We start from the raw sequence: 23,353 nt of genomic DNA on the forward strand, positions 1-23,353 counted from the left end.
CGCCGGTGCCGTAACCTTGAATCGACCTTGCAGGGGCCATCACGGCCCTTCCAAGGAGAAAACGTGCTGAACCGTAGATCGATGATGGTGGGAACCGCTTCCGCGCTGGCGCTGGCAAGCGGACTGGCAGGCTCCAAAGGTGCCTTGGCGCAACAGAACCTCAGGGTGCGCCGCAATATCGCGAACATGTCCCTCAACGATCCTGATCTTGTTGCGCTCAGGTCGTTTGTCGACGAGATGCGCGGTCGCAACCCGTCCAATGCGATCAGCTGGATCAAGTTCGCGGACATCCATGGCGGCTCCTACAAATTCAACAACTGCCAGCACGGCAACTGGTACTTCCTGCCTTGGCACCGGGCTTATCTGGACATGTATGAGAAAGCCGTCATCGAGCTGACCGGACGCACCCAGTTCGCCATGCCGTACTGGGACTGGTCGACCCAGCGGGCGTACCCGCCCGCATTCACCGACCCGCTGTATCAAGGCAAGCCCAACCCCCTCTTTTCGCCTCTCGTTGGCGACGATATGCGCCAGGTGAGGAAGCCCGTTCCCAGCCTGCCGCCCACCGAAACGGGACCGGACAAAATACGCCAATTGCTCAACGCCACCATCCTGGAAAATTTCGGCGGAGGCCGCCCGTTCGATCAAACCGTCACGCCACCGCAGGTCCAGAACAGCGTTTCGTCGATATGGCTGGGTCGCCCCGGCGCCATCTCAGAGCTGGAATCGGGTCCGCACAATTACGTCCACGATGAGGTGAACGGCTACATGGGCTTCCCCGCCGCCGCGCGTGACCCGCTGTTCTTCCTGCACCATGCCAACGTAGACCGGATCTGGGAGAACTGGATACTGCAGGGGCATGTCAACACCACCGACCCGCTCTGGCTGGACATGGTGTTTCCCAATCATTTCCTGCGCCTGGATGGCCAGCGCTATAGCGTCCGGGTTGACAAGGTGCTGCGCCCTGCGGACCTGGGTTACAAATACGATGACAGCCGGGCTGCTGCCCGCGCCACGCGCAGCCAGGCGCAGGCCAATGCGGATGAAACCCGCTTCAAGGCCCTGTTCAATCCGGCCGCGACCACCGCCATCCCCCGGGCACGTACCGGGAACATCGGCGCTGCGACACCGTCCGCGCCGCTGAGCACTGTGCTCAGCGTCCCGTCGGCGTCAGCTTCCAGCGGCAACCGCGTCTTCGCCGTCCTGCGAGGCACCCAGGTCGGCATCAACCTGAACTCCGTGCGCGTCTTCATCAACCTGCCAGCTGCCGGGCCGCGCACGCCGACCACCGACCCGCACTACGTTACCTCGATCAACTTCTTCGGCAACAAGGCCCACCAGGGCATGGGCAATCCCGGGCATTGCTATTCCATCGAGTTGACCAGCGCATTGAGGAAACTTGGACAGAATGGTCTGCCAAGGCCTGGATCACTGACGCTGCAGCTGGTGCCGATGCAGAGAGCCGGCAGCCCCGCCACCGGCCTCGCCTTCGTTCCCGAGATGATCGACGTAGGCGCGGTGTAGCCACAAGCGTGACGACCTGCCTGGTAGTGACGACCGCTGGTCGTCACGCTTCCCTGCCCGCCCCAAAGACGTGACGACCAACGGTCGTTACCCACCGAGCGCTTCTCCGCCCACCCACCGACCATCCACTGGCGGACCTTCCCCACTTCGCAACTATTCTCATGGACGCCTCCCCCACCCCATCGCAAGCTGTCCGTGCTGAAGCCGAAGAGCAACAGCCGGGATTGGCATCCTGTTTGATTAGTTGAGCGTATTGGCTCTGTTTTGCCCCTTGGGCACGGCGGAGAATGCACAGCATTGCCCATCGGTTTCATGGTGGGCGATGCGTGGGGATCCCAATCCGCCGGCGTTTTTTGCTCAGCTAGTCACCGGTATGCCAACCCGCATCGCCCGCCACCTCGCGCCCGCGCAGGTGGCCACACGCCATGCGAAGGACGACCGATGGATACCGACTATCCCCTCAGCGCCAAGCGCCTGTACGCCCTCATCGGCGAGAAGATCAGCGAGTTCCCGCCCTACTTCATTGAACGGCTGGAACAGAAGCTCGAAGAGTCCGAGCAGTCCCGGACGCGCAGCGCGGAGGTGGTGCACCTGCGCCTGGTACCCCCTGTCAGGAAAGACGCGCCACTGCGCTCACTTGGCGACGGCGTAGAATCGTACCCGCAGCGGGATGCGACCGCGCACCTCCGCATACTGCAGGCAGTGGCGGTGGTGCTGGAGATCCTGCACGCGGTGCACGCGACCCGCCCCGAGGACCATCCCGAGGCCAGAACCACCGACGATACGGTGGAGGGCCTGATCATCTGCGGACGCGAAATGATCAGATCAGTGACGGCTGGAATGGAGTCCACCCAGTGATCGGCGCAGAGCTTGGAGGGCCAATGGTGAACGGCCCGCAGGCACGCGCCGCCCGGCTTGCCGCGTTTCTCGATGACCTGCTGGGGGTGGAGGCGTGCGATGAAGCCAGCATTTCCCGCGCGCTGCTGCTTGTCGCGGAACAGGATGGAATGGACGAGGTGGCGAAGGCGTGCGGCGTGGGCCCGGCGACACTGCGGCGGCAGTTGAACGGTGCCTTTCCGCTTTACCTGGTCACCCTGTTCCAGGTGACACAGGCGCTTGGCCTGCAACTGCGGGTTGAAGCGATACACGAAACCCGGCGGTAGTGCCGGCCGCTGGCCGGCAAACCTGGGCCAACCCTGGTCCAGTTGACATGCAGGCATTTACCTGCCTATTGTGTTCGCACGGACGGCCCCTGCCGCCCATCGCGGAGGCGTTGTCATGGTGGATATCGCACACAGGGTCGGCATCAGGGCCCCCTCGGCCCAGGTCTACCAGGCCCTTGCCACGCCGGAAGGCATTGCAGCCTGGTGGGCAGAAGGCACCGCCGGCGACCGCCACGTGGGCGGCACGGTCACCGCCCGCTTCACTACCGATGGCACGGAAATCGGCGCGATGCAGATGAAGCTGCTGCAACTGCAGCCCGATGACCTGGTGCTGTGGGAGTTCATCGACGGCCCCGCGGAATGGATCGGCACCACCGCGCGCTTCGCCCTGCACCAGGAAGGCGACTATTGCATCGTGCTGTTCAGCCACGAAGGCTGGAAGGAACGCGTGGAGTTCATGCACCACTGCAGCACCAAGTGGGCCGTCTTCCTGATGAGCCTGAAGGCCCTGCTGGAAACCGGACGTGGCCAGCCGAGCCCGCACGACGTCAAGATCGACAACTGGAACTGAAGATCGCCGATGGATGTAGACAGAGTATTCAAGGCCCTGGCCGACCCCACACGCAGGACGCTGCTCGACCTGCTGTGCGAGCGCAACGGGCAAACGCTGGGGCAGCTCTGCGAGCACCTGCAGATGGCCCGGCAATCGGTGACCCAGCACCTGGGCCTGCTGGAAGAAGCCAACCTGATCAGCACGGTCAGGCGCGGCCGCGAGAAACTGCACTTCATCAATCCGGTGCCGCTGCACGATGTCTATACGCGCTGGGTAAGCAAGTTCGAGCAGCAGCGCCTGAGCCTGCTGCATGACCTGAAACAGGAACTGGAAGGAGAATGACGATGACCGCTGAATCCACCCGTTTCATCCACGTGATCTACATCGCGACCACGCCGCAGAAAGTGTTCGAGGCTATCACCCGGCCAGAGATTGCCCGCGCTTACTGGGGGCATGAAAACGTATCGGACTGGGCGCCCGGTTCGCGCTGGCAGCATGTGCGCGCCAACGAAGAACGCAAGGTGGAACTGGTCGGCGAAGTAGTGGAAAGCACCCCGCCCTCGCGGCTGGTGATCACCTGGGCGGCCGCCTCGCAGGCAGATGATCCCAAGGCCTACAGCCGGGTGACGTTCGAGATCGTGCCGTACGAGGACATGGTCAAGCTGACGGTGACGCATGAGGATCTGCAAGCGGGCAGCGGGATGGATACCGGTATCCGCCAGGGCTGGCCGATCGTATTGTCGAGCCTGAAATCGTTGTTGGAAACGGGCAAGGGGCTGGATGTGTTCGCCAAGCCCAGCTAAGCAGGCGCGCTGCAGCGGCGGGCACGGACGGCCCGCTAACGGGCTGTCCAGCCACCATCCACCGGAAGCGCCGTGCCGGTCATCTGCGCCGCGGCGTCCGAGGCCAGGAAGACCACCATTTCGCCGATCTGATCGGGCGTCACGAACTGCAGCGATGGCTGTTTGTCGGCCAGCAGTGCGCGAGCGGCGGACTCCTGGTCCATTCCCTCGCGCTGCGCCAACGCGGTGATCTGTTGTTCAACCAGCGGCGTCCGCACCCAACCCGGGCAGAGGGCATTGGCGGTGATGCCGGTGCCAGCGGTTTCCAGCGCCGTCGCTTTGGTAAATCCCACTACGCCATGCTTCGCCGCTACATAAGCGGACTTGTTCACCGACGCCACCAGTCCGTGCACCGATGCGATGTTGATGATGCGACCAGATCCCTGCTGCTTCATGTGGGGCAAGGCCGCCGCTGTTGCATGGAACACTGCGGATAGATTCAGCGCGAGGATCGCATCCCACTTTTCGACCGGAAACTCCTCGATGGACGCGGTGTGCTGGATGCCCGCATTGCTCACCAGGATGTCGATGCGCCCCATTCTGGAAACGGCATGGGCGATCATTTCCCGCACTGCCTCACCACGGGTCAAGTCGGCGCCATCGTGTGCCACCCGAACACCGAATTCGGCTTCCAGGCTGGAACGGATTCTTTCGATTTCCTGCGCATCGCCGAGTCCATTCAGCACGATGTCCGCGCCTTGCTGCGCAAGCGCGGTGGCAATGCCAGGGCCGATACCGCTGGTGGAGCCGGTGACTACTGCGACCTTTCCGGTGAACATGGGCGAGCTTCCGTCGGGTGTAGAACGCCAGTGTAGCTTCAGTCGATCCCACGCCATGCGTGGATGTGCTCCTTCAACGGCCCATCACTTCAACCGCTCAACCAACCGCTGCCCCACCTGAAGCGCAGAAGCCGGGTTCTGCCCGGTAATCAGCTCGCGATCCACCACCACATGGCCAGTCCACGGCGCGGCATTGCTGCTGAAGCGCGCACCCGCCCTCTGCAGCGCGGTCTGCGGGTAAAACTTCATCTCACCGCCGCCGAGCAACGGCTTGGCCTGCTCTTCTTCCTGGTTGCTGATCACCGTCATCTGGTAGCCGCTGTAGATCCACTTCGGCGTAGCCGGCATCGCACCCTCTTCCAGCGTCGCCACGAAACCCTCAGCATTCGGTAGCGTGGACAGCAGCGCGATCGGCCCGTGGCAGACCAGCGCGGTGGTCTTGTTGCGCTGGTGGAAGTCGGCCAGCAACCGGCCAAGCGCAGGGCTCTTCAGCAGGTCCTGCATGGGCGCGTGGCCACCGGGAATGTAGACCGCATCGAAACGCGCGTAACCCTGCTGCTCCACGCGCGCCAGGCTGACCACCGGCGAGGCCGTCGGCGAGGTCAGCGCCAGTTTCTCCAGCAGGTCCTTGTGCAGCGTCAGCTGCGCGACATCGTTGCCGAAGTACGCCGGCGTCACCGATGACGCATCCACCGTCGGCGCCCGCCCCTGCGGCGTAGCGAAGGTCACCTCGTGGCCCGCGTCCAGCAGCAGCTTGACCGGCTGCATCAACTCGTTGAGATAGAGGCCGGTGGACAGCATCTTGCCGTCCTTCAGGTCCAGGTGGTTTTCGTCGGACAGCACCACCAGCACGTTGGCGGCATGCGCGCCGGTTGCGGCCAGGGTCAGGGCCAGCGCTGCGGCCAGCCGGGACATCAGGTTCATGGGGAGCTCCTATCGGGGAATGGCCGCCACTTTATTCATCGCCTCAGCGGCGATAAATTAGCCTCCCCGCAAAACATCTGTTCCCCGGAGAGCCAAATGAGCCGCAAGTTCGACTACCTGGGCGATGTCGAGGTGTTCATGGCGGTGGTCGAGCACGGCTCTTTCACAGCCGGCGCGGTGGCGCTGTCCACCACGCCCTCGGTACTGAGCCGCGCGGTCACCCGTCTGGAAGCGCGGCTGGGCCGGCAGCTGCTGCAGCGGACCACCCGCCGCGTGGGGCTGACCGACGCCGGGCGGCTGTATCTGGAACAGGTGCGCGCCGCCTTCGGCCTGCTGGACGACCCCGAGCGCGACGTGCAGGGCCAGGACGGCGCGCTGGCCGGCCGCGTGCGCCTGAGCGTGCCGACCACCTATGGCCACTACCGGCTGCCGCCTGTCCTGGCGCGCTTTGCGCAGCAGTACCCGCAGGTGCAGGTGGAACTGAACATCACCAACCGCAACGTGGACCTGGTAGCCGAGGGTTTCGACCTGGCCATCCGCCTGGGCCAGCTGCCGGACAGCGGGCTGGTGGCACGCAAGTTGGAAGACGCCCCATTGCTGCTGGTGGCCGCGCCGGACTACCTGCAGCAACACGGCACGCCGCAGACGCTGGACGAGCTGCAACAGCACCTGTGCCTGCCCTTCGTGATGCCGCGCACCGGGCGCTTGGCGCCGTGGGTGTTCCGCGATGATGGGCGCGACGTGGACTGGCTGCCGCGTTCGTCCATCGAGACGTCCGACGATGTGCTAGGGGTGGTGTCGCTGGCAGTACAGGGGATTGGGATCTGCCAGAGCTATGAGTTCATAGTGCGCGAGCGGTTGCAGCGTGGGGAGCTGATGGAGGTGTTGCCACAGCTGCGGGGGCGGTCAAGGCCGTTCTCGGTGATCTATGCGCCGCATCGGCGGCAGTCGGCGGCGGCGCGGGCGATGATTGAACTGTTGGTGGGGAATCCGTCGGTGGTTGAGGATCGCGTTGATTGAGGGTTCTGATGCTCCCTAGCGATGTCGGGTTTGAACCGAATTTCGGGCTGTGCGGCTGATCGGGCGGCGTTGCCAGCCGATGCGGACTAAGAAATGTTGCAAAGAACGCCGTAGCGTTATCCGCTTGCAGCAGGGGCGATGGCGCCACCTAGATTTGGAGTGTCAGGAATTTTGTGTTCGGGCATAACATGTTGAAAAGGAACATGTATGCCAGCCAAGAAGAAGATGCCACGGCAAGCGCCACGTGAGCTGCCAACGCTGCCGAAGGAGCTGATTGATCAGCTTGCCACCGGAATGATGAGCGCCGGGGAGATCGAGGACATCTCAGCAGCCCTGAAGAAGGCACTCATTGAGCGTGCACTGGGTGCCGAGCTTGGGCACCACCTGGGTTACGCCGCTGGTGCCGAGCGCCCGCCGGAGGCGGGCAACCAGCGCAACGGCAAGAGCAGCAAGACGGTGCTGACCGGCGATGGGCCGTTGCGGTTGGATGTGCCGCGCGATCGCGACGGCAGCTTCCAGCCGATCCTGATTCCCAAGCACGAGCGGCGCTTTACTGGCTTTGACGACAAGATCATCGCCATGTACGCACGAGGCATGAGCGTTCGGGACATCCGTGCGTTTCTGGCCGAGCAGTACGGCACGGAGGTCTCGCCGGACTTCATCAGCTCGGTCACCGATGGGGTTCTTGAAGAGGTGGCCCTGTGGCAGCAGCGGCCTTTGGAGCCCATGTACCCGGTAGTTTTCTTCGACGCACTTCGGGTGAAGATCCGCGACGAAGGCTTGGTTCGCAACAAGGCGATCTACTTGGCTTTGGGTGTCCTGCCCGATGGCACGCGGGACATCCTGGGCATCTGGATTGAAACTACCGAAGGCGCCAAGTTCTGGATGAAGGTGTTCAACGACCTTAAAACACGGGGTGTGGAAGACATCCTGATCGCGGTGACCGACGGCCTGAAGGGCATGCCCGAGGCGCTGGAGGCGGTGTATCCGGCAACCACCCTGCAGACCTACATCGTGCATTTGATCCGCAACAATCTTGATTTTGCAGGCTGGAAGGACCGCAAGCCGCTCGCGGCGGCTCTCAAGCCGATCTACCGGGCAGCCAACGCAGAGGCCGCAGAACTGGCACTGGCGGCGTTTGAAGCCGGTCCGCTTGGCCAGCGGTATCCAACAGTGACGATGGCCTGGCGGCGAGCTTGGGATCGCGTCATCCCCTTCTTCGTATTCCCCCCGGAAATCCGCAAGGTCATCTACACCACCAACGCCATCGAAAGCGTCAATGCGCAACTGCGCAAGGTCATCAAGGCCCCAGGGCACTTCCCAACTGATGAGGCGGCCACCAGCTGATCTGGCTGGGTCTACGTAACATTACGGCCAACTGGACCGGCACCAGCTACGGATGGAAAGAGGCGATGAGCCAGTTTGCCGTCCTCTACGGAGACAGGTTCATCCGCTCGCCTTACTGAGAAGCCGGGCCACCTGACGGCGGCCCACCACCGCCCGAACACAAAAAATCGGACACTCTCGATTTCCGTAATCCCTCGCCAAATCAAACGGGCGCCTCTCGGCGCCCACGTACGTTCACTCAACCATACTCAACCTGGTATACCAGGCCACGTCTTGTCAGGATGCGCCTGAGTTTTTGGCATCCAGCCGGCGATGGCAGCGTCTTCCGCTGGGCAGATCAATCGTCAAGCGACGCCCGGCCATACTTTCCGTTAACGCGCCCAAATGAAGAACTGCAGACTGCTCCACCGGCAGACAAGGACGATAAGTTGATCGTGAAATTATTCGATGACCTTTCGCTGAAGTTCATCACCAACTACCTATAGAGTGCACTTTCGTCCTTCGATGAATGAATCAACTCAGCATCTTCTCCGACTAGAAGATCCGCCACGGCAGATTATTTAATCTTCTTTGCGATGTAATCCGCCCGTGCTTTCATCGCCTTTTCTTCCGAGTCCTTAAGTGTCTTACGCACTTCGATTAGATAGCGTCGCCCGTGTTCGCTCCGAGCCGCCTCATCGATCAGCGAGAACACAAGTTTGCCATCGCTTGTAAGTCGCCCAAACGTGCCAGGATCCAAGTGGCTGCTAACGAACAACTGTACGACTGTCTCTCTCAATCGCCTACATTCGTCCCAGCCGAACCACCCCCCCCAAATCAACCGCCGCGTCACAAGACCCTCTACCTGTGGCGGCAACCTTACGTGCTCCAATGCACGATAAACAACCGTATAGGATTGTCGAATGAGGTCGGCACGGGAGCGGGACTTAGTTCCCAAAGCTCGCGACATGAGGAACACTGCGAAGAAGTCCTCGTCGGCCTGCTCAAGCTTGCCGGATGCGCCAGAAGCCGCCACTACCCACGGATCGTCACCGTAGTCATTGGGGACCGCGTCCGGATCCACACGACGTGCGAGCGCAACAAGCGTTTTACGCCCAGTAACCGCGCATGAAGCAAGCGCAGCAGCCAGCCGATTCGGATCTCGTGCCAGTTCTCTCAGCCAGGCGTCAAGCAAAGGACCTTCGCTCATGCGTTCGAGAATGGATGCCACGGCTACGCCATCTAAGCGCCGGATAAGCATCGATGCCGAGCCCTCAATCCCGGCCTCAATCAGAGCCGACGCGACAGAAAAGCATCGATCATCATCAAGAAGCTCGAGTAGATCCAAACTCGCCCCAGGCCCCCGCCAGAAATCGGCACTCTCCAGTAGGTCTGGGCGAACCGTGACCACCCGCGAACTGAGCTCGGGACTGACTCCTGCACCTTGGACAATAAACTGCAAGGGCATGGAACGTAGAACATCCATGAGGTGCCCACCAAAGTCGCCCCCTAGATCGATGATAGTGAAGAATCTCGTAGGTGACTTTCGCCAAAGGGAGACGAAGCTATGCTGAGACGGAGGGAACCACCCCGACACTGCACCATCCCCTAGTGCCTCAATGACGAAGCCGAACACTTCATCATCAATCTCATCAATTTCTTCGATTGCATGTTTGACAACGATCAAGCGAACGGATCGCGCTTGGCTCTTACCGAGGCTCTCTAATGCGCCAATTGCAGCCGCAAGGTCAGGTTGGCCCCCCGAAAAAAGAGCGGTGTGCAAATGGCATAGAGGAACCATTGCCCGGCGTCCGCCGTCAACATCACCGCCGGTTTTCCGCAGAAACTCGCGCAACTTCGTTTTGTCTTCGCCTTCGAGATCATGAGCCAACGTATCTAACGCATCGGCGCTATCGACCTCTTGGGGGAGAACCGCCCCCGGAAAACGAGACCTCGAACTGCGGTCAATATCTGGTACAAACTGGACGTCAATCCGAATCCCCTTGTTCGAGCGGTCCATACCGGCCAGCGTACAGAAGCTAAAAGCGCGGCGAAGTCTTGGCCACTGCTGCATCCATATTGCGAGGAGAAGCGCCTCATCTTCATCAGAATTTTCTGCGGACGCCACGACTTGCTCCGTAGACGCAGCATAGATTGCGTTCAAGACACTGCGAGCACGACGACCGTGCACCCGCGGCAGCCGAAGCGGCCCTGCCGGCACATCAATTGGTTCCACGTAATTTGCTCTAGCACTCAATCCCAAGGGGCGTCGAAAAGCAGCCAGCAAGTCATCACTCGACGTCAGCGTCGCGAGATCGGCGTTCTCGATTATTAGCGAATGAGTCCACACACAGCCGGGCCGCGGCATCTCTGGCGCGGCCCAAGTCCGGGCGAGAACGTAACGACCGCTGCCCTCTAGGGGGTAGCCAGTGAGATAGCCAGATGGCCCCGGCCGAACACCTGCACCCGAGAGATCGCTCATTACAACCATAGTGCGGGCTTCAACACTAGAGAGCGAGAGCGAGCCCGCGACCATCCTATGCCCGTCGCTATATCCGTGCAGAACTTGGTGAATCCTGCGCTGCATCAGCTGATCAGCCAGTCCAGTGGAGCCGTAATGTCAGTACTGGAGACCTCCCCGTCAATCACTTTGATCCTGTCAGAAGGCCGACTGATTTCACGCAGCGCCTCAGTCTCGGGCAGTATCTCACCAGAGTCAGCATCCTCGTACGCGCCACCTTGGGCACTCAGCCCCCAAACCCGCCATGTCCAGGAATCTCGGCCATTCCGAAGATACTGATCGAGTAGGGGTAGATGAACACTGAGAACTTCTTCGGGATTCATGCCGTCCTCTTGTACTACATCCCACGCCGTGATGAGCACCGCGAGCCGGCGCGGCCCGGCGTCCAGAATGCCTGACATAAGAAACTGAAGCAGCTCTACTACTTGGACTTGTGTCGGGGCGAGCTCAGCTCTCCAGTCGACTACGTCTGACACTTCTGGTGGAATGCCGAGCCCACGCTGAATTGCATTCCGCTCCGCGATCCAAGCAGGAAAGCGGATCTTGTCCCCATTGACGACAAGCACGATCGCCGGTGCGAGCAACGTAGCGCGCATCGACTCGTCCAACTCACGCCGTTCCCACATGCGGCTGAATTCTTCGCCAGGAGAATCCGGAAAGGACACCTCAACAGTACGTCCCAAGCTGTCGTTCAGGCGCATGCTAACTGCCTTTGTGCCAGCCAGTTGAGTTCGCTGCTGCCGTTTTCCTGAGCGCCATCGCTTGGCGAGCGAATTCAGGTGCTCGTAGTTGCCCTGACTCAAACCAGCAAAAGTAAGGCGAGTACAAGCTCCCTTCTCCCGAACCATGTGCCATAGAGCCGCTAGCAGCGTGGTCTTGCCGGATTCGGGAAGGCCGATGATCGCAACGTCAGAGGCCGCCTCCTTCATTGATTCTGCTCCTCTATCTCGAGAAGGTCCATCAATCGAGTACTTGAATTCCGAACCTGCGTCGCGGGGAGCGGACTTAAACCAGCGCAAAGCCAAAAGTGCAGAAGCTTATCCATTCCGTGCCCTCTCTGGACATCCGCGATGTTTCGCGGCGACGCTGCAATGACAAAGCGTTCAATCTCTCCAAAGTAGGCTCCATGGTCTTCTACAATCCCATCGACAACCTCGCCGAAGTCCGCCCCCACACGTCCCGCATTTGGCGAATTCAACACAACATCCTGTTTAGTCAGGACGACCGCCAGCCGGCATCCACGCCGAACCGCTCCAGCCTCGACGAGCGCACCTACGATCTGCGAAGTGATCGCCTTGGTCTCGTGCCGATACGCGGAGGAAACGAGATGTTCACCGTTCACCAGCATTGTAAGCGTGTCCGCACGCCGCAGTTCAAAGAGGCTCGCTGAACGACCTAGATCGTCGGCCACTGCGAGGTAGTCCTCGCCCGACCGATCGGCGATGAAAAGCGACACTAATTCACCCTGTGTGGACAAGAGATCAAGATGGAAGAACGTTGCATCCGCGCCTGCGCTAGTCCGCTCCATATGCGGCATATCTCTCCGCGACGAAGTTCGAGCGCTGTGGCATACCTTCTCAAAGCCAATTAACGTCGACGATCCGGCGAAACCAATGCCGTCGATCGCGCCACCTTGGAGAAGATCGTAGACGCTCGCTATGAGACTCGTTTTCCCGGCTTCGTTCGGTGCAACAATACCGATGGCACACGATGATCTCTGCCGCTGAAGAGTCGAAGCATCACAGCGCGCAAGCGCCTCACCAAGAGAAAGCGGAAGGGTTTTCACCTCTTCGCGCCGAACGTCAGTTTCCCCTGCTTCCTCAATAGTCTCAATGTCCAGCGCCGAGACATGGGGGCATTCATCCAGTGCAAAGCCTTCCACGCAGCGCCCATCCGCTTCAAAGTTGCAGTCGGCGTTGGCACAGCGAATGGACTCGGCAGCCATTTCCTCAAGACTCCACGTACAGGAAGACATGCTCCCGGTAGAAAAGCTCTGCCAACTTGGCTGATGGAAGTTGAGCGTCCACAGAAAGGCCCGTGAGGCTCGACCAGCCCGCCTGCCACGCGTCGGTAGAGCCCATCTCCGACCGCTGCTCCAGCGCGAAATGGATTGGTGTCGTCGCAGGTGAAATGAGCGCCGAAGTGGACGCTGATTTCGCCCATTCGGCGCCCACGGTGTTGACTGCATCCGAGAGCTTCACCTTGCCAGACCCCACTCCGGCGCGCGCGAGCATCGCCCGGATCGATCCGGGCCCAGGTGAGACATTCGTCAATTCACCAAGCTCTTCGGCAAGAACCAATGGGCGTGCCGCATCTGGCACCTTACCAAATGGCTTGTTCACCGATTTGCTATGCCCGCCCGTCAACCACCAGAGCATCTGCAACTCCTCTTCCCCAAGCCTAATTCGGCCATGTAGCTGTTTCACCACACGGTTCTGCGCTGTCACAACCCTCTCGATAGCGGCCGACGCCGCACCGTGCAGCTTTTCAAAATGAGTTCTAAATTGCTCGTACTGCATGGTCGCCAGATTGTCACCATCGACCGCGAAGGCGACTTTAGGAGCCGCGAGGAGAAGTTCTTCTTCGTTCTGCCGGATATGCTTGCGTGCCGATAATGCGATGATCGCACTCTCTGCCAAGCCGACAAGATCCATCGGCAAATTCACCTTCCGCAATCCGCCGGCTGCCGCCGTAGTGACCACCAGGGCAGCATCAGGCATGGTGCCTAACAGTCGACTAAGTGTGGCTGCCGCAAGCACCTGCAATTCGCGCGCATCCCTCACGCCATCAATGTACGGATCACCGCCAGAGATCGTGGACAGAACGGAGGCATACTCTTCATCCAAGCTTTCGCCCTTCCTCCCAGAAGCCGGAACGACTGTCCGGAACGCAAGCCGTGCTAAGACTTCGACGGTGATGTGGGTAGCCTTCCCAGCTAGCTCCACTACGCCCTTCCACCTCATATCGCGTCTGGCACCTTCATCCATGAATGTGTCGGTATACCATCCAGCAAAATCACTGCTCATCCCTGGCACCTTGGCCATGATCAGTTCTCCAACCTAGCGACCGCAGCCGCAACTTCATTGATTAGATTTCGTTCACCCGCGCGGATCAATGCCCGCCCATATCGCTCGGGCTCGGGCAACCTCAGCTCGTCCCTTTCAAGCAGATCAAGATCCAGCGCGATTCTGCGTCGCTGCCCACTGGTCAGGCTCCAGAATCGATAGAGCAGGTCCCGGTTATCAGACTCCCCCATGGCCGCCTCTGCATCCTGGACGTCAACTGATTCTGGCTCTTCTTCTGACGGAGTTACGTGACACATGGACGGCTCGACTGCCGAACAAGCGCCAATAACCGGCAGAGGAGCCTCTTCTGGCACCAAAATGCTCGCGCGGAAGAGGGCTAACCCATGCTGCGTCAAGATTGGAACAAATATCTCGGGGTTATCTTGCAGGCGGCGTTGATGGAGGGTCACTTCAATTCGCCTATCCGCCCCGACACCCTCCACCTGCAGATTGATCAAATTATATCCAGGCAGATAGGGCTGCTCAGCTCGCGATGGATTAATCGCTCCAGCGCCAATTCGGACATAATTATCCGTCATAACGGCTCGCTGCTTATGTTTGTGACCAAACAGATGGAACGCAGCCCGACCAGTGAGCGCATCATCCACTGCCTCTCCGTCGACGAGCCAGTCGATCGGATGGTGTACCAGAACCATATTTGCAGTGTTCGGAGCGGGGTCGAGAACTGTTTGCCTCGGTCCCACATAAAGAGAGCCCTGCGCATCATCTTTACCGTCTCTGCCCGACAGCAGCGTAGAGGTCAGCCCATGAATACGTAGCTTCACGCCGCCATCAAGTTCGATATCTTGATGCCAGAATGGTTTTTCCGGCCAAATCTGACACATGAGGGGAGCTGCGAACTGATTGTACGCGGCATGCGGCAATAGCAAAGACTGCCCGCTCGCCTCGTGGCCAAGTTGCTGCGAAAGGCGCCACTCCCTATCGGCTGCCGAGGCCGTCGCGACGACGTGCTGAGCATTCTGAGTCGGCACATTAGTCGCCGCTACCGATCTATCAACGTCGTGATTGCCTGGGACGACAAATATTCTTTCGAGAGGACATTTCGCAATCACAGCAAGCTGCTGTATCCACTTCCAAGCAGTTGCATACTCGTCCGGTGCTCCTTTGAAAGCAACGTCGCCACCGATGAGAATCGCGCCGATCGATCCAAGCACCCTAACCTGTTCGACGAGATCACGCATCATACGTGTACGGATCGCGGAGTCCGGATCCTGCTCGGGAACCAAACATTGCGGCGATCTAAAGTGGATGTCCGAGATATGTAGCATCAACATTGTCGGCGCGAGTCCTTTAGCTGCCTAATCAAAATGTAGACTTCGCGAGAAAACTACACTTCATACGAGCCAACTTCAAGCTAGAAGTGCTCGCCGCCCCCTCGGTCGCATTCGGGAACGATTCAATCGATCATGAAAGCGCAAATCGAGCCCACTGCGCCGACCCTTCCAACCTAAACGTCAGAGAAGCGCCTCGCAGCGACTGCGATAAATGCGAGTCGCTGCAGCAAACAACGGTAATGCGAGGCAATACCGTCAACGAAATCCAACACCAAGCGAAACCATTGCAAGTGCTGCACTTACGCTGGGACAGGCAACTTCACTCCCACTCAATAGTCGCCGGCGGCTTCCCCGAGATGTCATAGACAACCCGTGAAACCCCCCGCAACTCATTGATGATCCGGTTGCTCACCGTACCCAAAAACTCATACGGCAGGTGCGACCAGTGCGCCGTCATGAAGTCAATCGTCTCCACCGCCCGCAGCGCAATCACCCACTCATAAGCCCGCGCGTCGCCCACCACGCCCACCGACTTCACCGGCAGGAACACCGCAAACGCCTGGCTGGTCTTGTCGTATAGATCCGCCTTGCGCAGCTCTTCGATGAAGATCGCATCGGCCTTGGCCAGCAGTTCGGCGTACTCACGCTTCACTTCACCCAGGATGCGCACGCCCAGGCCCGGGCCCGGGAACGGATGGCGGTAGACCATGCTGCGCGGCAGGCCGAGTTCAACACCCAGGCGGCGCACTTCGTCCTTGAACAGCTCGCGCAGCGGCTCCACCAGGCCCAGCTTCATGTGTTCCGGCAGGCCGCCCACGTTGTGGTGGCTCTTGATCACGTGTGCCTTGCCGGTCTTGCTGCCGGCCGACTCGATCACGTCCGGGTAGATGGTGCCCTGCGCCAGCCACTTGGCGTTGCTCAGCTTGTTGGATTCTTCGTCGAAGATGTCCACGAACAGGTTGCCGATGATCTTGCGCTTGGCTTCCGGATCACTCACGCCTTCCAGCCTGGCGAAGTAGCGGTCGGCCGCGTTCACGCGGATCACCTTGACGCCCATGTGCTCGGCGAACATCGCCATCACCTGGTCGCCTTCCTGCCAGCGCAGCAGGCCGGTGTCGACGAACACGCAGGTCAGCTTGTCACCGATCGCCTTGTGCAGCAGCGCCGCCACGACCGACGAATCAACGCCGCCGGACAGGCCCAGGATCACTTCGTCATCGCCGACCTGTTCGCGCACGCGGGCGATCTGGTCTTCGATGATGTTGGCCGCGGTCCACAGGGTCTCGCAGCCGCACACGTCCACCACGAAGCGGCGCAGCAGCGCCTGGCCCTGCAGGGTGTGGGTCACTTCCGGGTGGAACTGCACGCCGTACCAGCGCTTTTCTTCGTTGGCCATCGCAGCCACCGGGATGCGGTCGGTGGTGGCGGTGATGGTGAAGCCCGGCGGCGCCTTGGACACGTGGTCGCCGTGGCTCATCCACACGTTCAAACGGGCCTCGCCCGGGTGGTCGCTCAGCCCGGCGAACAGCGAATCCGGGGCGACGATGTTGACTTCGGCGTGGCCGAATTCGCGCTGGTCGGCCGCTTCGGTTTCACCGCCCAGCTGCGCGGCCAGGGTCTGCATGCCGTAGCAGATGCCGAACACCGGCAGGCCGCTGTCGAACACTTCCTGCGGCGCGGCGGGCGCGCCCGGCAGGGTGGTCGATTCCGGGCCACCGGACAGGATGATGCCCTTGGCCCCGAAGCCGGCGATGTCGGCCGGGTTGTGGTCCCACGCCCAGATTTCGCAGTAGACACCGAGCTCGCGGATGCGGCGGGCGATCAGCTGGGTGTACTGCGCGCCGAAATCGAGGATGAGGATCTTGTCGGTATGGATGTTGGTCATGATGCCCGGGCGATGCAGGAGGAATAACGGAGTACGAAGGCGCAACCAGCGGCGGATATGGAAAGAGGAACGGGAATCAGCTTCCTCGTTCCTCTTGCTGCGTCCGGCCTCAGGCGCGGTAGTTCGGCGGTTCCTTGGTGATCTGCACGTCGTGGACGTGGCTCTCACGTTGGCCGGCGCCGCTGATCTTGACGAACTTCGGCTTGCTGCGCATGTCTTCGACCGTGCCGCAGCCTACGTAGCCCATGGTGGCGCGCAGGCCGCCCATCAGCTGGTGGATGATGCCGCCAACCGGGCCGCGATACGGCACGCGGCCTTCGATGCCTTCGGGCACCAGCTTGTCGGCGCTGGAAGCATCCTGGAAGTAGCGGTCCTTGGACCCCTTTTCCATCGCCGCCAGCGAGCCCATGCCGCGGTAGCTCTTGTACGAACGGCCCTGGAACAGCTCGGTTTCGCCGGGCGATTCCTCGGTACCGGCCAGCAGGCCGCCGATCATGATGGTGGACGCACCGGCGGCCAGCGCCTTGCCGATGTCACCGGAGTAGCGGATGCCGCCGTCGGCGATCAGCGGGATGCGATCCTGCAGCGCCTCGGCGACCAGGTCGATGGCGGTGATCTGCGGCACACCGACACCGGCAACCACGCGCGTGGTGCAGATCGAGCCCGGACCAATGCCGACCTTCACCGCGTCCGCGCCGCAATCCAGCAGCGCCAGTGCGGCTTCGCCGGTGCAGATGTTGCCACCGACCACCTGCACCTGCGGGAAGTGCTTCTTGACCCAGCGCACGCGGTCCAGCACGCCCTGCGAATGGCCGTGCGCGGTGTCCACCACCAGCACGTCCACGCCGGCGGCAACCAGCGCTTCGACGCGGCGATCGGTATCGCCGCCAACGCCGACCGCGGCGCCCACCAGCAGGCGCGTGGCGGAGTCCTTGGCAGCGTTCGGGTAATCGGTGTTCTTCTGGATGTCCTTGACGGTGATCAGGCCACGCAGGGCGAAATCATCGTTGACCACCAGGATCTTTTCGATGCGGTTGCGATGCAGCAGCAGCTGCACTTCTTCCGACGCGGCGCCTTCCTTGACCGTGATCAGGCGATCCTTCTTGGTCATGATGTGGCGGACCGGATCGTCCAGCTCGGTTTCAAAGCGCATGTCGCGGTGGGTCACGATGCCCACCAGCTGGCCGCCATCCACCACCGGCACGCCGGAGATGTTGCGCGCCTGGGTCAACGCCAGCACGTCGCGGATGGTGGTTTCCGGCCCGACGGTGATCGGATCGCGGATGACGCCGGCTTCGAACTTCTTGACCTTGGCCACTTCGGCGGCCTGCTGTTCCACGCTCAGGTTCTTGTGGATGATGCCCATGCCGCCGAGCTGGGCCATGGCGATGGCCAGGCGTGCTTCGGTGACGGTATCCATCGCAGCGGACAGGATCGGGAGCTTCAGCCGCAGGTCGCGCGTCAGCCGGGTTTCCAGGCTGACATCCTTGGGCAGGATGATCGAGTGGGCGGGGACGAGCGAGACGTCGTCGTAGGTGAGAGCTTCAGCCTGGATGCGCAGCATCGGCATACCCGAGATGTGGGGAAGCGCGTCATTTTACCCTGTTTGTCGGCCGAGCGGCAGGGGGTAGATGCGACGCAGTGTCGCGGCGGTGGGTGTGGGGCACTTCGGTGGGTGACGGCTTCGGTGGGTGACGACTTGGTGGGTGACGACTTGGTGGGTGACGACCGTTGGTCGTCACGATTTTCGGCGGCCGAGGGAAAAGCGTGACGACCAACGGTCGTCACCCACCGGGGCTTGGTCGTCACCCACCAGAGCTTGGTCGTCACCCACCAGAGCTTGGTCGTCACCTACGAAAGGCGCCGCTGCGCTCGCCGACCATGGGTCGGCGCTACCCATCCGTCACCGCCCGGGCGGCCTTAGACGAACGCTTCGGCCGCTTCCAGGGTGTTCTGCATCAAGGTGGCCACGGTCATCGGGCCGACGCCGCCGGGCACCGGGGTGATCCAGCTGGCGCGCTCTGCGGCCGCTTCGAAGCCGACATCGCCGACCAGCCGGCCGTCGTCCAGCCGGTTGATGCCCACGTCGATCACCACCGCACCGGGCTTGACCCATTCACCCGGGACGATGCCCGGGCGGCCGACCGCCACCACCAGGATGTCGGCGTTGCGCACGGCCTGTTCCAGCACGTCCTTGGGGGTGAACTTGTGGCAACTGGTCACCGTACAGCCGGCGATCAGCAGCTCCAGCCCCATTGGCCGGCCGACGTGGTTGCTGACGCCGACGATGGTGGCATTGCGGCCGCGCACGGGCTGGTCGGTGTGGCCCAGCAGCGTGGTGATGCCACGCGGGGTGCACGGGCGCAGGCCGAACTCGCGCAGCGCCAGGTGGCCGACGTTTTCCGGGTGGAAGCCGTCCACATCCTTGCGCGGGTCGATGCGCTGGATCAGCCGACGCGCGTCGGGAATGCCGGGCAGCGGCAGCTGGATCAGGATGCCGTGGATCTTCGGGTCCGCATTCAACGTATCGATCAGCGCCAGCAGCTCGGTTTCGCTGGTGCCGGCGGGGAGATCGAAGTCATGCGCCTCGATGCCGACCTTTTCCGCCGCACGGCGCTTGTTGCGCACGTAGACGGTGGACGCCGGGTCGCCGCCCACCAGCACCACGGCCAGCCCGGGGCGGCTGCCACCGGCGGCGACACGGGCGTCTACGCGCACTTTCAGGCTGTCCAGCAGCGCTTCGGAGATGCGGCGGCCGTCGAGGATGCGGGCGGAATGGGAGGCGTCGGTTGGCAAGGTCATCGAAGCAGGCGTGGAGCGGCGGGGATGGCTATTGTCCCTGATTCAGGCCCGGTAGTGACGGCCGCTGGCCGTCAACCGCAGATGGTAGTGACGGCCGCTGGCCGTCAACCCGCGATGGTAGTGACGGCCGCTGGCCGTCTGCCGCGCAATGACGGCCAGCGGCCGTCACTACCGACCCATCCCTGCCCTGCTCAGGCGTCCGGCGGCACCTGATCGGCATTCAGCGTGCGCGACTGGCGCTTGGGCACGGTGAACGGGGTCGGCGTGGGCACGCCCGGCAGCGAGCTGCCGAAGGCCATGTGGGCGCCGGCGCGGAGGTCGCCACCGGCCATTTCCAGCTGCAGGCGCTCGGCGTCGCGCTCGCGGATCTGCTCGGCGATATCGCGGGCGTCGTCCTCGTCCGCACCGAGCTCCATGAGCGCGGCCTGGCCGAACATCACCGCCGATTCGAAGGTCTCGCGGATCTGGAAATCGACGCCGGCATGGATCAGCCGTAGCGAATGTTCGCGGTCGAACGAGCGCACCAGCAGCTTGGCCTGCGGGAACTCATGCGAGACCAGTTCGACGATACGGTCCGCTTCGGCGGCATCGTTGACGCACACCGCGATCGCCCGGGCGCTGGCCGCACCGGAAGCATGCAGCACGTCCAGCCGGGTGCCGTCGCCGTAATAGATCTTGAAGCCGAAGCGCTCGGCGCTATGGATCATCTCCACATCGTTGTCGATGATGGTCACGTCCACGTCGCGCGCCAGCAGTGACTGGCTGGCGACCTGGCCGAAGCGACCGAAGCCGATCAGCAGCACGCTGCCGGACAAGCCTTCGGCGGTTTCAACGCCTTCCATGCTGACCACCGCAGGCGCGGCAAAGCGCTTGTGCGCCAGCACCACCAGCGGCGTCAGCGCCATCGAAAGCACCACCACTGCGGTGAAGTTGGCATTGATGTCCACGTCGATGACACCGGCACTGGCGGCCGCGGCAAACAGCACGAAGGCGAACTCACCGCCCTGCGCCATCACCACGCCACGGTCCAGTGCCTGCGCATGGTTGCTGCCCATCACGCGCGCCACTGCATAGATGCACAGGGCCTTGGCCACCATCAGCGCCAACACCAGCCCGACGATCAGCGGCCAGTTGCGCGCCACCACGCCCAGGTCCAGCGCCATGCCCACGCTGAGGAAGAACAGCCCCAGCAGGATGCCGCGGAACGGTTCGATGTCCGCTTCAATCTGGTGCCGGAACGTGGACTCACTGAGCAGCACGCCGGCCAGGAAGGCGCCCATCGCCATCGACAACCCGGACAGCTGCATCAGCAATGCCGCGCCCAGCACCACGAGCAGCGCGGCGGCGGTCATCACTTCGCGTGCCTTGGCGGCGGCGAGGATGCGGAACAACGGATTGAGCAGGAAGCGCCCGACCAGCACCAGGCCGACCACCGCACCGGCGCCGATGGCCACCGAGAGCCAGCGCGACCCTTCGCCACCGGCACTGCCGGCCGAGGGCCCCATGAAGGCGACCAGCGCCAGCAGCGGCACGATCAGCAGGTCTTCGAACAGCAGGATGGAGACGATCTTCTGGCCGGGCGGCAGCGCGATGTCACCACGCTCGGCCAGCAACTGCATCACCACCGCGGTGGAGGTCAGCACGAAGCCGGTGGCGCCGATGAAGGCGACCTGCCAGGGCAGCCCGAACAGCTTGGCCACCAGGGTCAGCACGATCGCGCAGGTAACGATCTGCGCGGTGCCGAGCCCGAAGATTTCCTTGCGCAGGCTCCACAGATGCGAGGGCCGCATCTCCAGGCCGATCACGAAAAGAAACATCACCACGCCCAGTTCGGCGGTGTGCAGGATCGCCTGCGGATCGGAGAACCAGCCCAGCCCGAACGGCCCGATCGCCAGGCCGGCAGTGAAGTACCCCAGCACCGACCCGAGGCCGAAACGCCGGAACAACGGCACCATCACCACCGCCGCGCCCAACAGGGCGACGACCTTGACCAGTTCACTGCTTGCAGCTGCTTCCACCGCCATGCGGCCATTCCTGTGATGCGTTGAAGTGCGTCAACGATAGGGCATGCAGGACGCAATCAATAGCACGTGGGTTGCGGTTCATTGTTCCGCAGATGAAACGGACGGCTAATTCATCGCCATGTCGTTCCATCTGGTGCTGCGAACGTACGGCTGCCGCTGCGCTCGCCGACCATGGGTCGGCGCTACCGCTGGCACGGCACTGCGTGCCAGATTGGCACCTCCGTAGCGCCGAGCCACGCTCGGCTAGCGCAGCGGGCGGATCAGCGACCCGAGCAGAACGCGGCGTAATCGATGTAGCCGGGGAAGTCCCGGCCGGGGGCGCAGACCGCGCAGTGTGGATCCGGCGACAGCCGGGTTTCGCGGAAGCGCATTTCCAGTGCATCGAAGCGCAGCAGCCGTCCGGTCAGCGGCTCGCCGATGCCCAGCAGCAGCTTCAGTACTTCGGTGGCCTGCAGCACGCCGGCCAGGCCTGGCAGAACACCCAGCACGCCTGCTTCGGCGCAGTTGGGGGCGAACTCCGGCGGCGGGGGCTGCGGAAACAGGCAGCGGTAGCACGGCGCTACGCCGCGCTGGCGGCCGGCATCGAACACGCTCACCTGGCCGTCGAAGCGCTCGATGGCCGCGTAGACAAGCGGCGTGGCGTGCTTGATGCACGCATCATTGAGCAGGTAGCGCAGCGGGAAGTTGTCCGAACCATCCAGCACCACGTCCACACCTTCCATCAGCGCGTCGATGTTGGTCGAGGTGGCGCGTTCGGCGATGGCCTCCACGGTGATGGAGGGGTTCAATGCGAGCAGGCGCTCGCGCGCCGAGTCGACCTTGAACAGGCCGACGCCGGCTTCGGTATGCACGATCTGCCGGTGCAGGTTGCTGCGCTCCACGCGGTCGTCGTCGACGAAGCGCAGCTGCCCTACTCCGGCGGCGGCCAGGTAGAAGCCGGCCGGCGAACCCAGCCCGCCGGCGCCGAGCACCAGCACGCGTGAACGCTGCAGCTGGCGCTGGCCCACCTCACCGACCTGCGGCAGCAGCAGGTGGCGCGAATAGCGGTCATGGAAATCACGGTCTTCGGCGGTGCCGGACGGCTGCACCAGCGGCAGTTGCTGCGCGCGCCAGGCCACGGTGCCGCCGGTTACCGAGGCGACGTTTGCATAACCCGCCGCGTGCAGGAACAGCGCAGCATCGGCAGAGCGTTTGCCGGTCTGGCAGATCAGCAGGATGTCTTGATCCTGGTGCGGCAGGTGCGCGGCCGGATCGGCCTGCAGGTCAGCCAGGGTGATGCCACGTGCGCCTTCGGCCATGCCGCCGGCGCGCTCGAGCGGCTGGCGTACGTCGATCAGCACGGCGCCTTCGGAAAGGCGCTGCAGGACGAGTCCGGGGGAGATTTCGAGGATGCGCATGGCCGCATTATCGGCCATGCACATCGGGTCGGCACACTGCCGCTGCGCTCGCCGACCATGGGTCGGCGCTACCGGGATTGGCTTGGTAGCGCCGAGCCATGCTCGGCGGAATCTCTCCGCACACTGCCGCTGCGCTCGCCGACCGTGGGTCGGCGCTACCGGGGGTTGGCTTGGTAGCGCCGAGCCGTGCTCGGCGGAATCTCTCCGCACACGGCCCGCTGCGCTCGCCGACC

Annotated in this window: 19 protein-coding genes and 2 pseudogenes; 8 read left to right on the top strand and 13 right to left on the bottom strand. The window is 62.5% G+C overall.

Annotated features, from left to right (window positions below):
* Positions 1–63: 63 nt before the first annotated feature.
* The 6 genes from SOM47_RS01165 (at position 64) to SOM47_RS01190 (ending at position 4,043) form a co-directional block, all read left to right on the top strand.
* Entirely contained in the window at positions 64–1,524 is a 1,461-nt protein-coding gene (locus tag SOM47_RS01165; RefSeq protein ID WP_320504550.1) for a tyrosinase family protein, read from the top strand.
* 441 nt (positions 1,525–1,965) lie between these two features.
* Positions 1,966–2,382, top strand: a complete 417-nt coding sequence (locus tag SOM47_RS01170) for a hypothetical protein (protein WP_320504551.1) — start codon at positions 1,966–1,968, stop codon at positions 2,380–2,382.
* 26 nt (positions 2,383–2,408) lie between these two features.
* Complete coding sequence (locus tag SOM47_RS01175; protein ID WP_320504552.1) at positions 2,409–2,687, top strand: helix-turn-helix domain-containing protein; 279 nt, start codon at positions 2,409–2,411, stop codon at positions 2,685–2,687.
* A 115-nt stretch (positions 2,688–2,802) separates the two neighbouring features.
* Entirely contained in the window at positions 2,803–3,258 is a 456-nt protein-coding gene (locus SOM47_RS01180; RefSeq protein ID WP_320504553.1) for an SRPBCC family protein, read from the top strand.
* 9 nt (positions 3,259–3,267) lie between these two features.
* Positions 3,268–3,582, top strand: coding sequence for an ArsR/SmtB family transcription factor (locus SOM47_RS01185; RefSeq protein ID WP_042612481.1), 315 nt, complete (start codon positions 3,268–3,270; stop codon positions 3,580–3,582).
* A 2-nt stretch (positions 3,583–3,584) separates the two neighbouring features.
* Positions 3,585–4,043: an SRPBCC family protein gene (locus SOM47_RS01190; protein ID WP_320504554.1), complete on the top strand. Its 459-nt coding sequence runs from the start codon at positions 3,585–3,587 to the stop codon at positions 4,041–4,043.
* A 35-nt stretch (positions 4,044–4,078) separates the two neighbouring features.
* On the opposite strand, the gene SOM47_RS01195 is transcribed toward SOM47_RS01190, so the two are convergent.
* Together SOM47_RS01195 and SOM47_RS01200 are read right to left on the bottom strand one after the other, a co-directional pair.
* Positions 4,079–4,861, bottom strand: coding sequence for a 3-hydroxybutyrate dehydrogenase (locus SOM47_RS01195; protein ID WP_320504555.1), 783 nt, complete (start codon positions 4,859–4,861; stop codon positions 4,079–4,081).
* Positions 4,862–4,945: 84 nt separating this feature from the next.
* A complete protein-coding gene (locus SOM47_RS01200) occupies positions 4,946–5,785 on the bottom strand; it encodes a type 1 glutamine amidotransferase domain-containing protein (protein WP_320504556.1) in 840 nt (279 codons plus the stop codon).
* Between the two features lie 96 nt (positions 5,786–5,881).
* Between SOM47_RS01200 and SOM47_RS01205 the strand changes: the two genes are divergently transcribed.
* Together SOM47_RS01205 and SOM47_RS01210 are read left to right on the top strand one after the other, a co-directional pair.
* On the top strand, positions 5,882–6,805 hold the full coding sequence (locus SOM47_RS01205; RefSeq protein WP_320504557.1) for a LysR family transcriptional regulator: 924 nt from the start codon (positions 5,882–5,884) through the stop codon (positions 6,803–6,805).
* Between the two features lie 207 nt (positions 6,806–7,012).
* Positions 7,013–8,271 (top strand): annotated as a pseudogene (locus SOM47_RS01210) (IS256 family transposase).
* A gap of 437 nt (positions 8,272–8,708) precedes the next feature.
* Here SOM47_RS01210 and SOM47_RS01215 read toward each other — a convergent pair.
* The 11 genes and pseudogenes from SOM47_RS01215 to moeB all read right to left on the bottom strand — a co-directional run bounded on the left by SOM47_RS01215 (position 8,709) and on the right by moeB (position 23,120).
* The gene (locus SOM47_RS01215; protein WP_320504558.1) at positions 8,709–10,259 is read right to left on the bottom strand and encodes a hypothetical protein; all 1,551 of its coding nucleotides are present in this window, start codon (positions 10,257–10,259) and stop codon (positions 8,709–8,711) included.
* Between the two features lie 156 nt (positions 10,260–10,415).
* Positions 10,416–10,718, bottom strand: a pseudogene (locus SOM47_RS17630) (GAP1-N1 domain-containing protein); the annotation flags it as partial.
* Entirely contained in the window at positions 10,718–11,581 is an 864-nt protein-coding gene (locus SOM47_RS01220; protein WP_320504559.1) for a TRAFAC clade GTPase domain-containing protein, read from the bottom strand. The pseudogene SOM47_RS17630 and the gene SOM47_RS01220, both read right to left, overlap by 1 nt.
* Positions 11,578–12,597 carry a TRAFAC clade GTPase domain-containing protein gene (locus SOM47_RS01225; protein ID WP_320504560.1) on the bottom strand — a complete coding sequence of 340 codons (1,020 nt, stop codon included), beginning with the start codon at positions 12,595–12,597 and terminating at the stop codon, positions 11,578–11,580. The genes SOM47_RS01220 and SOM47_RS01225 overlap by 4 nt, the downstream gene beginning before the upstream one ends.
* Positions 12,598–12,601: 4 nt before the next feature.
* Positions 12,602–13,696, bottom strand: a complete 1,095-nt coding sequence (locus SOM47_RS01230; protein WP_320504561.1) for a GTPase-associated system all-helical protein GASH — start codon at positions 13,694–13,696, stop codon at positions 12,602–12,604.
* Positions 13,697–13,698: 2 nt separating this feature from the next.
* Positions 13,699–15,012 carry a metallophosphoesterase gene (locus SOM47_RS01235; RefSeq protein WP_320504562.1) on the bottom strand — a complete coding sequence of 438 codons (1,314 nt, stop codon included), beginning with the start codon at positions 15,010–15,012 and terminating at the stop codon, positions 13,699–13,701.
* Positions 15,013–15,331: 319 nt separating this feature from the next.
* Positions 15,332–16,897, bottom strand: a complete 1,566-nt coding sequence (gene guaA, locus SOM47_RS01240; protein ID WP_320504563.1) for a glutamine-hydrolyzing GMP synthase — start codon at positions 16,895–16,897, stop codon at positions 15,332–15,334.
* A gap of 109 nt (positions 16,898–17,006) precedes the next feature.
* Positions 17,007–18,461, bottom strand: a complete 1,455-nt coding sequence (gene guaB, locus SOM47_RS01245; RefSeq protein WP_101099189.1) for an IMP dehydrogenase — start codon at positions 18,459–18,461, stop codon at positions 17,007–17,009.
* Positions 18,462–18,817: 356 nt separating this feature from the next.
* Positions 18,818–19,699 carry a bifunctional methylenetetrahydrofolate dehydrogenase/methenyltetrahydrofolate cyclohydrolase FolD gene (folD, locus tag SOM47_RS01250; protein WP_320504564.1) on the bottom strand — a complete coding sequence of 294 codons (882 nt, stop codon included), beginning with the start codon at positions 19,697–19,699 and terminating at the stop codon, positions 18,818–18,820.
* A 191-nt stretch (positions 19,700–19,890) separates the two neighbouring features.
* Positions 19,891–21,723 (bottom strand): monovalent cation:proton antiporter-2 (CPA2) family protein, encoded by a 1,833-nt coding sequence (locus SOM47_RS01255; RefSeq protein WP_320504565.1) that lies wholly within the window; start codon positions 21,721–21,723, stop codon positions 19,891–19,893.
* 260 nt (positions 21,724–21,983) lie between these two features.
* Positions 21,984–23,120 (bottom strand): molybdopterin-synthase adenylyltransferase MoeB, encoded by a 1,137-nt coding sequence (gene moeB, locus SOM47_RS01260; RefSeq protein WP_320504566.1) that lies wholly within the window; start codon positions 23,118–23,120, stop codon positions 21,984–21,986.
* Positions 23,121–23,353 lie beyond the last annotated feature (233 nt).

This window comes from Stenotrophomonas sp. CFBP8980 (assembly GCF_034046095.1).
GTDB lineage: Bacteria > Pseudomonadota > Gammaproteobacteria > Xanthomonadales > Xanthomonadaceae > Stenotrophomonas > Stenotrophomonas lacuserhaii.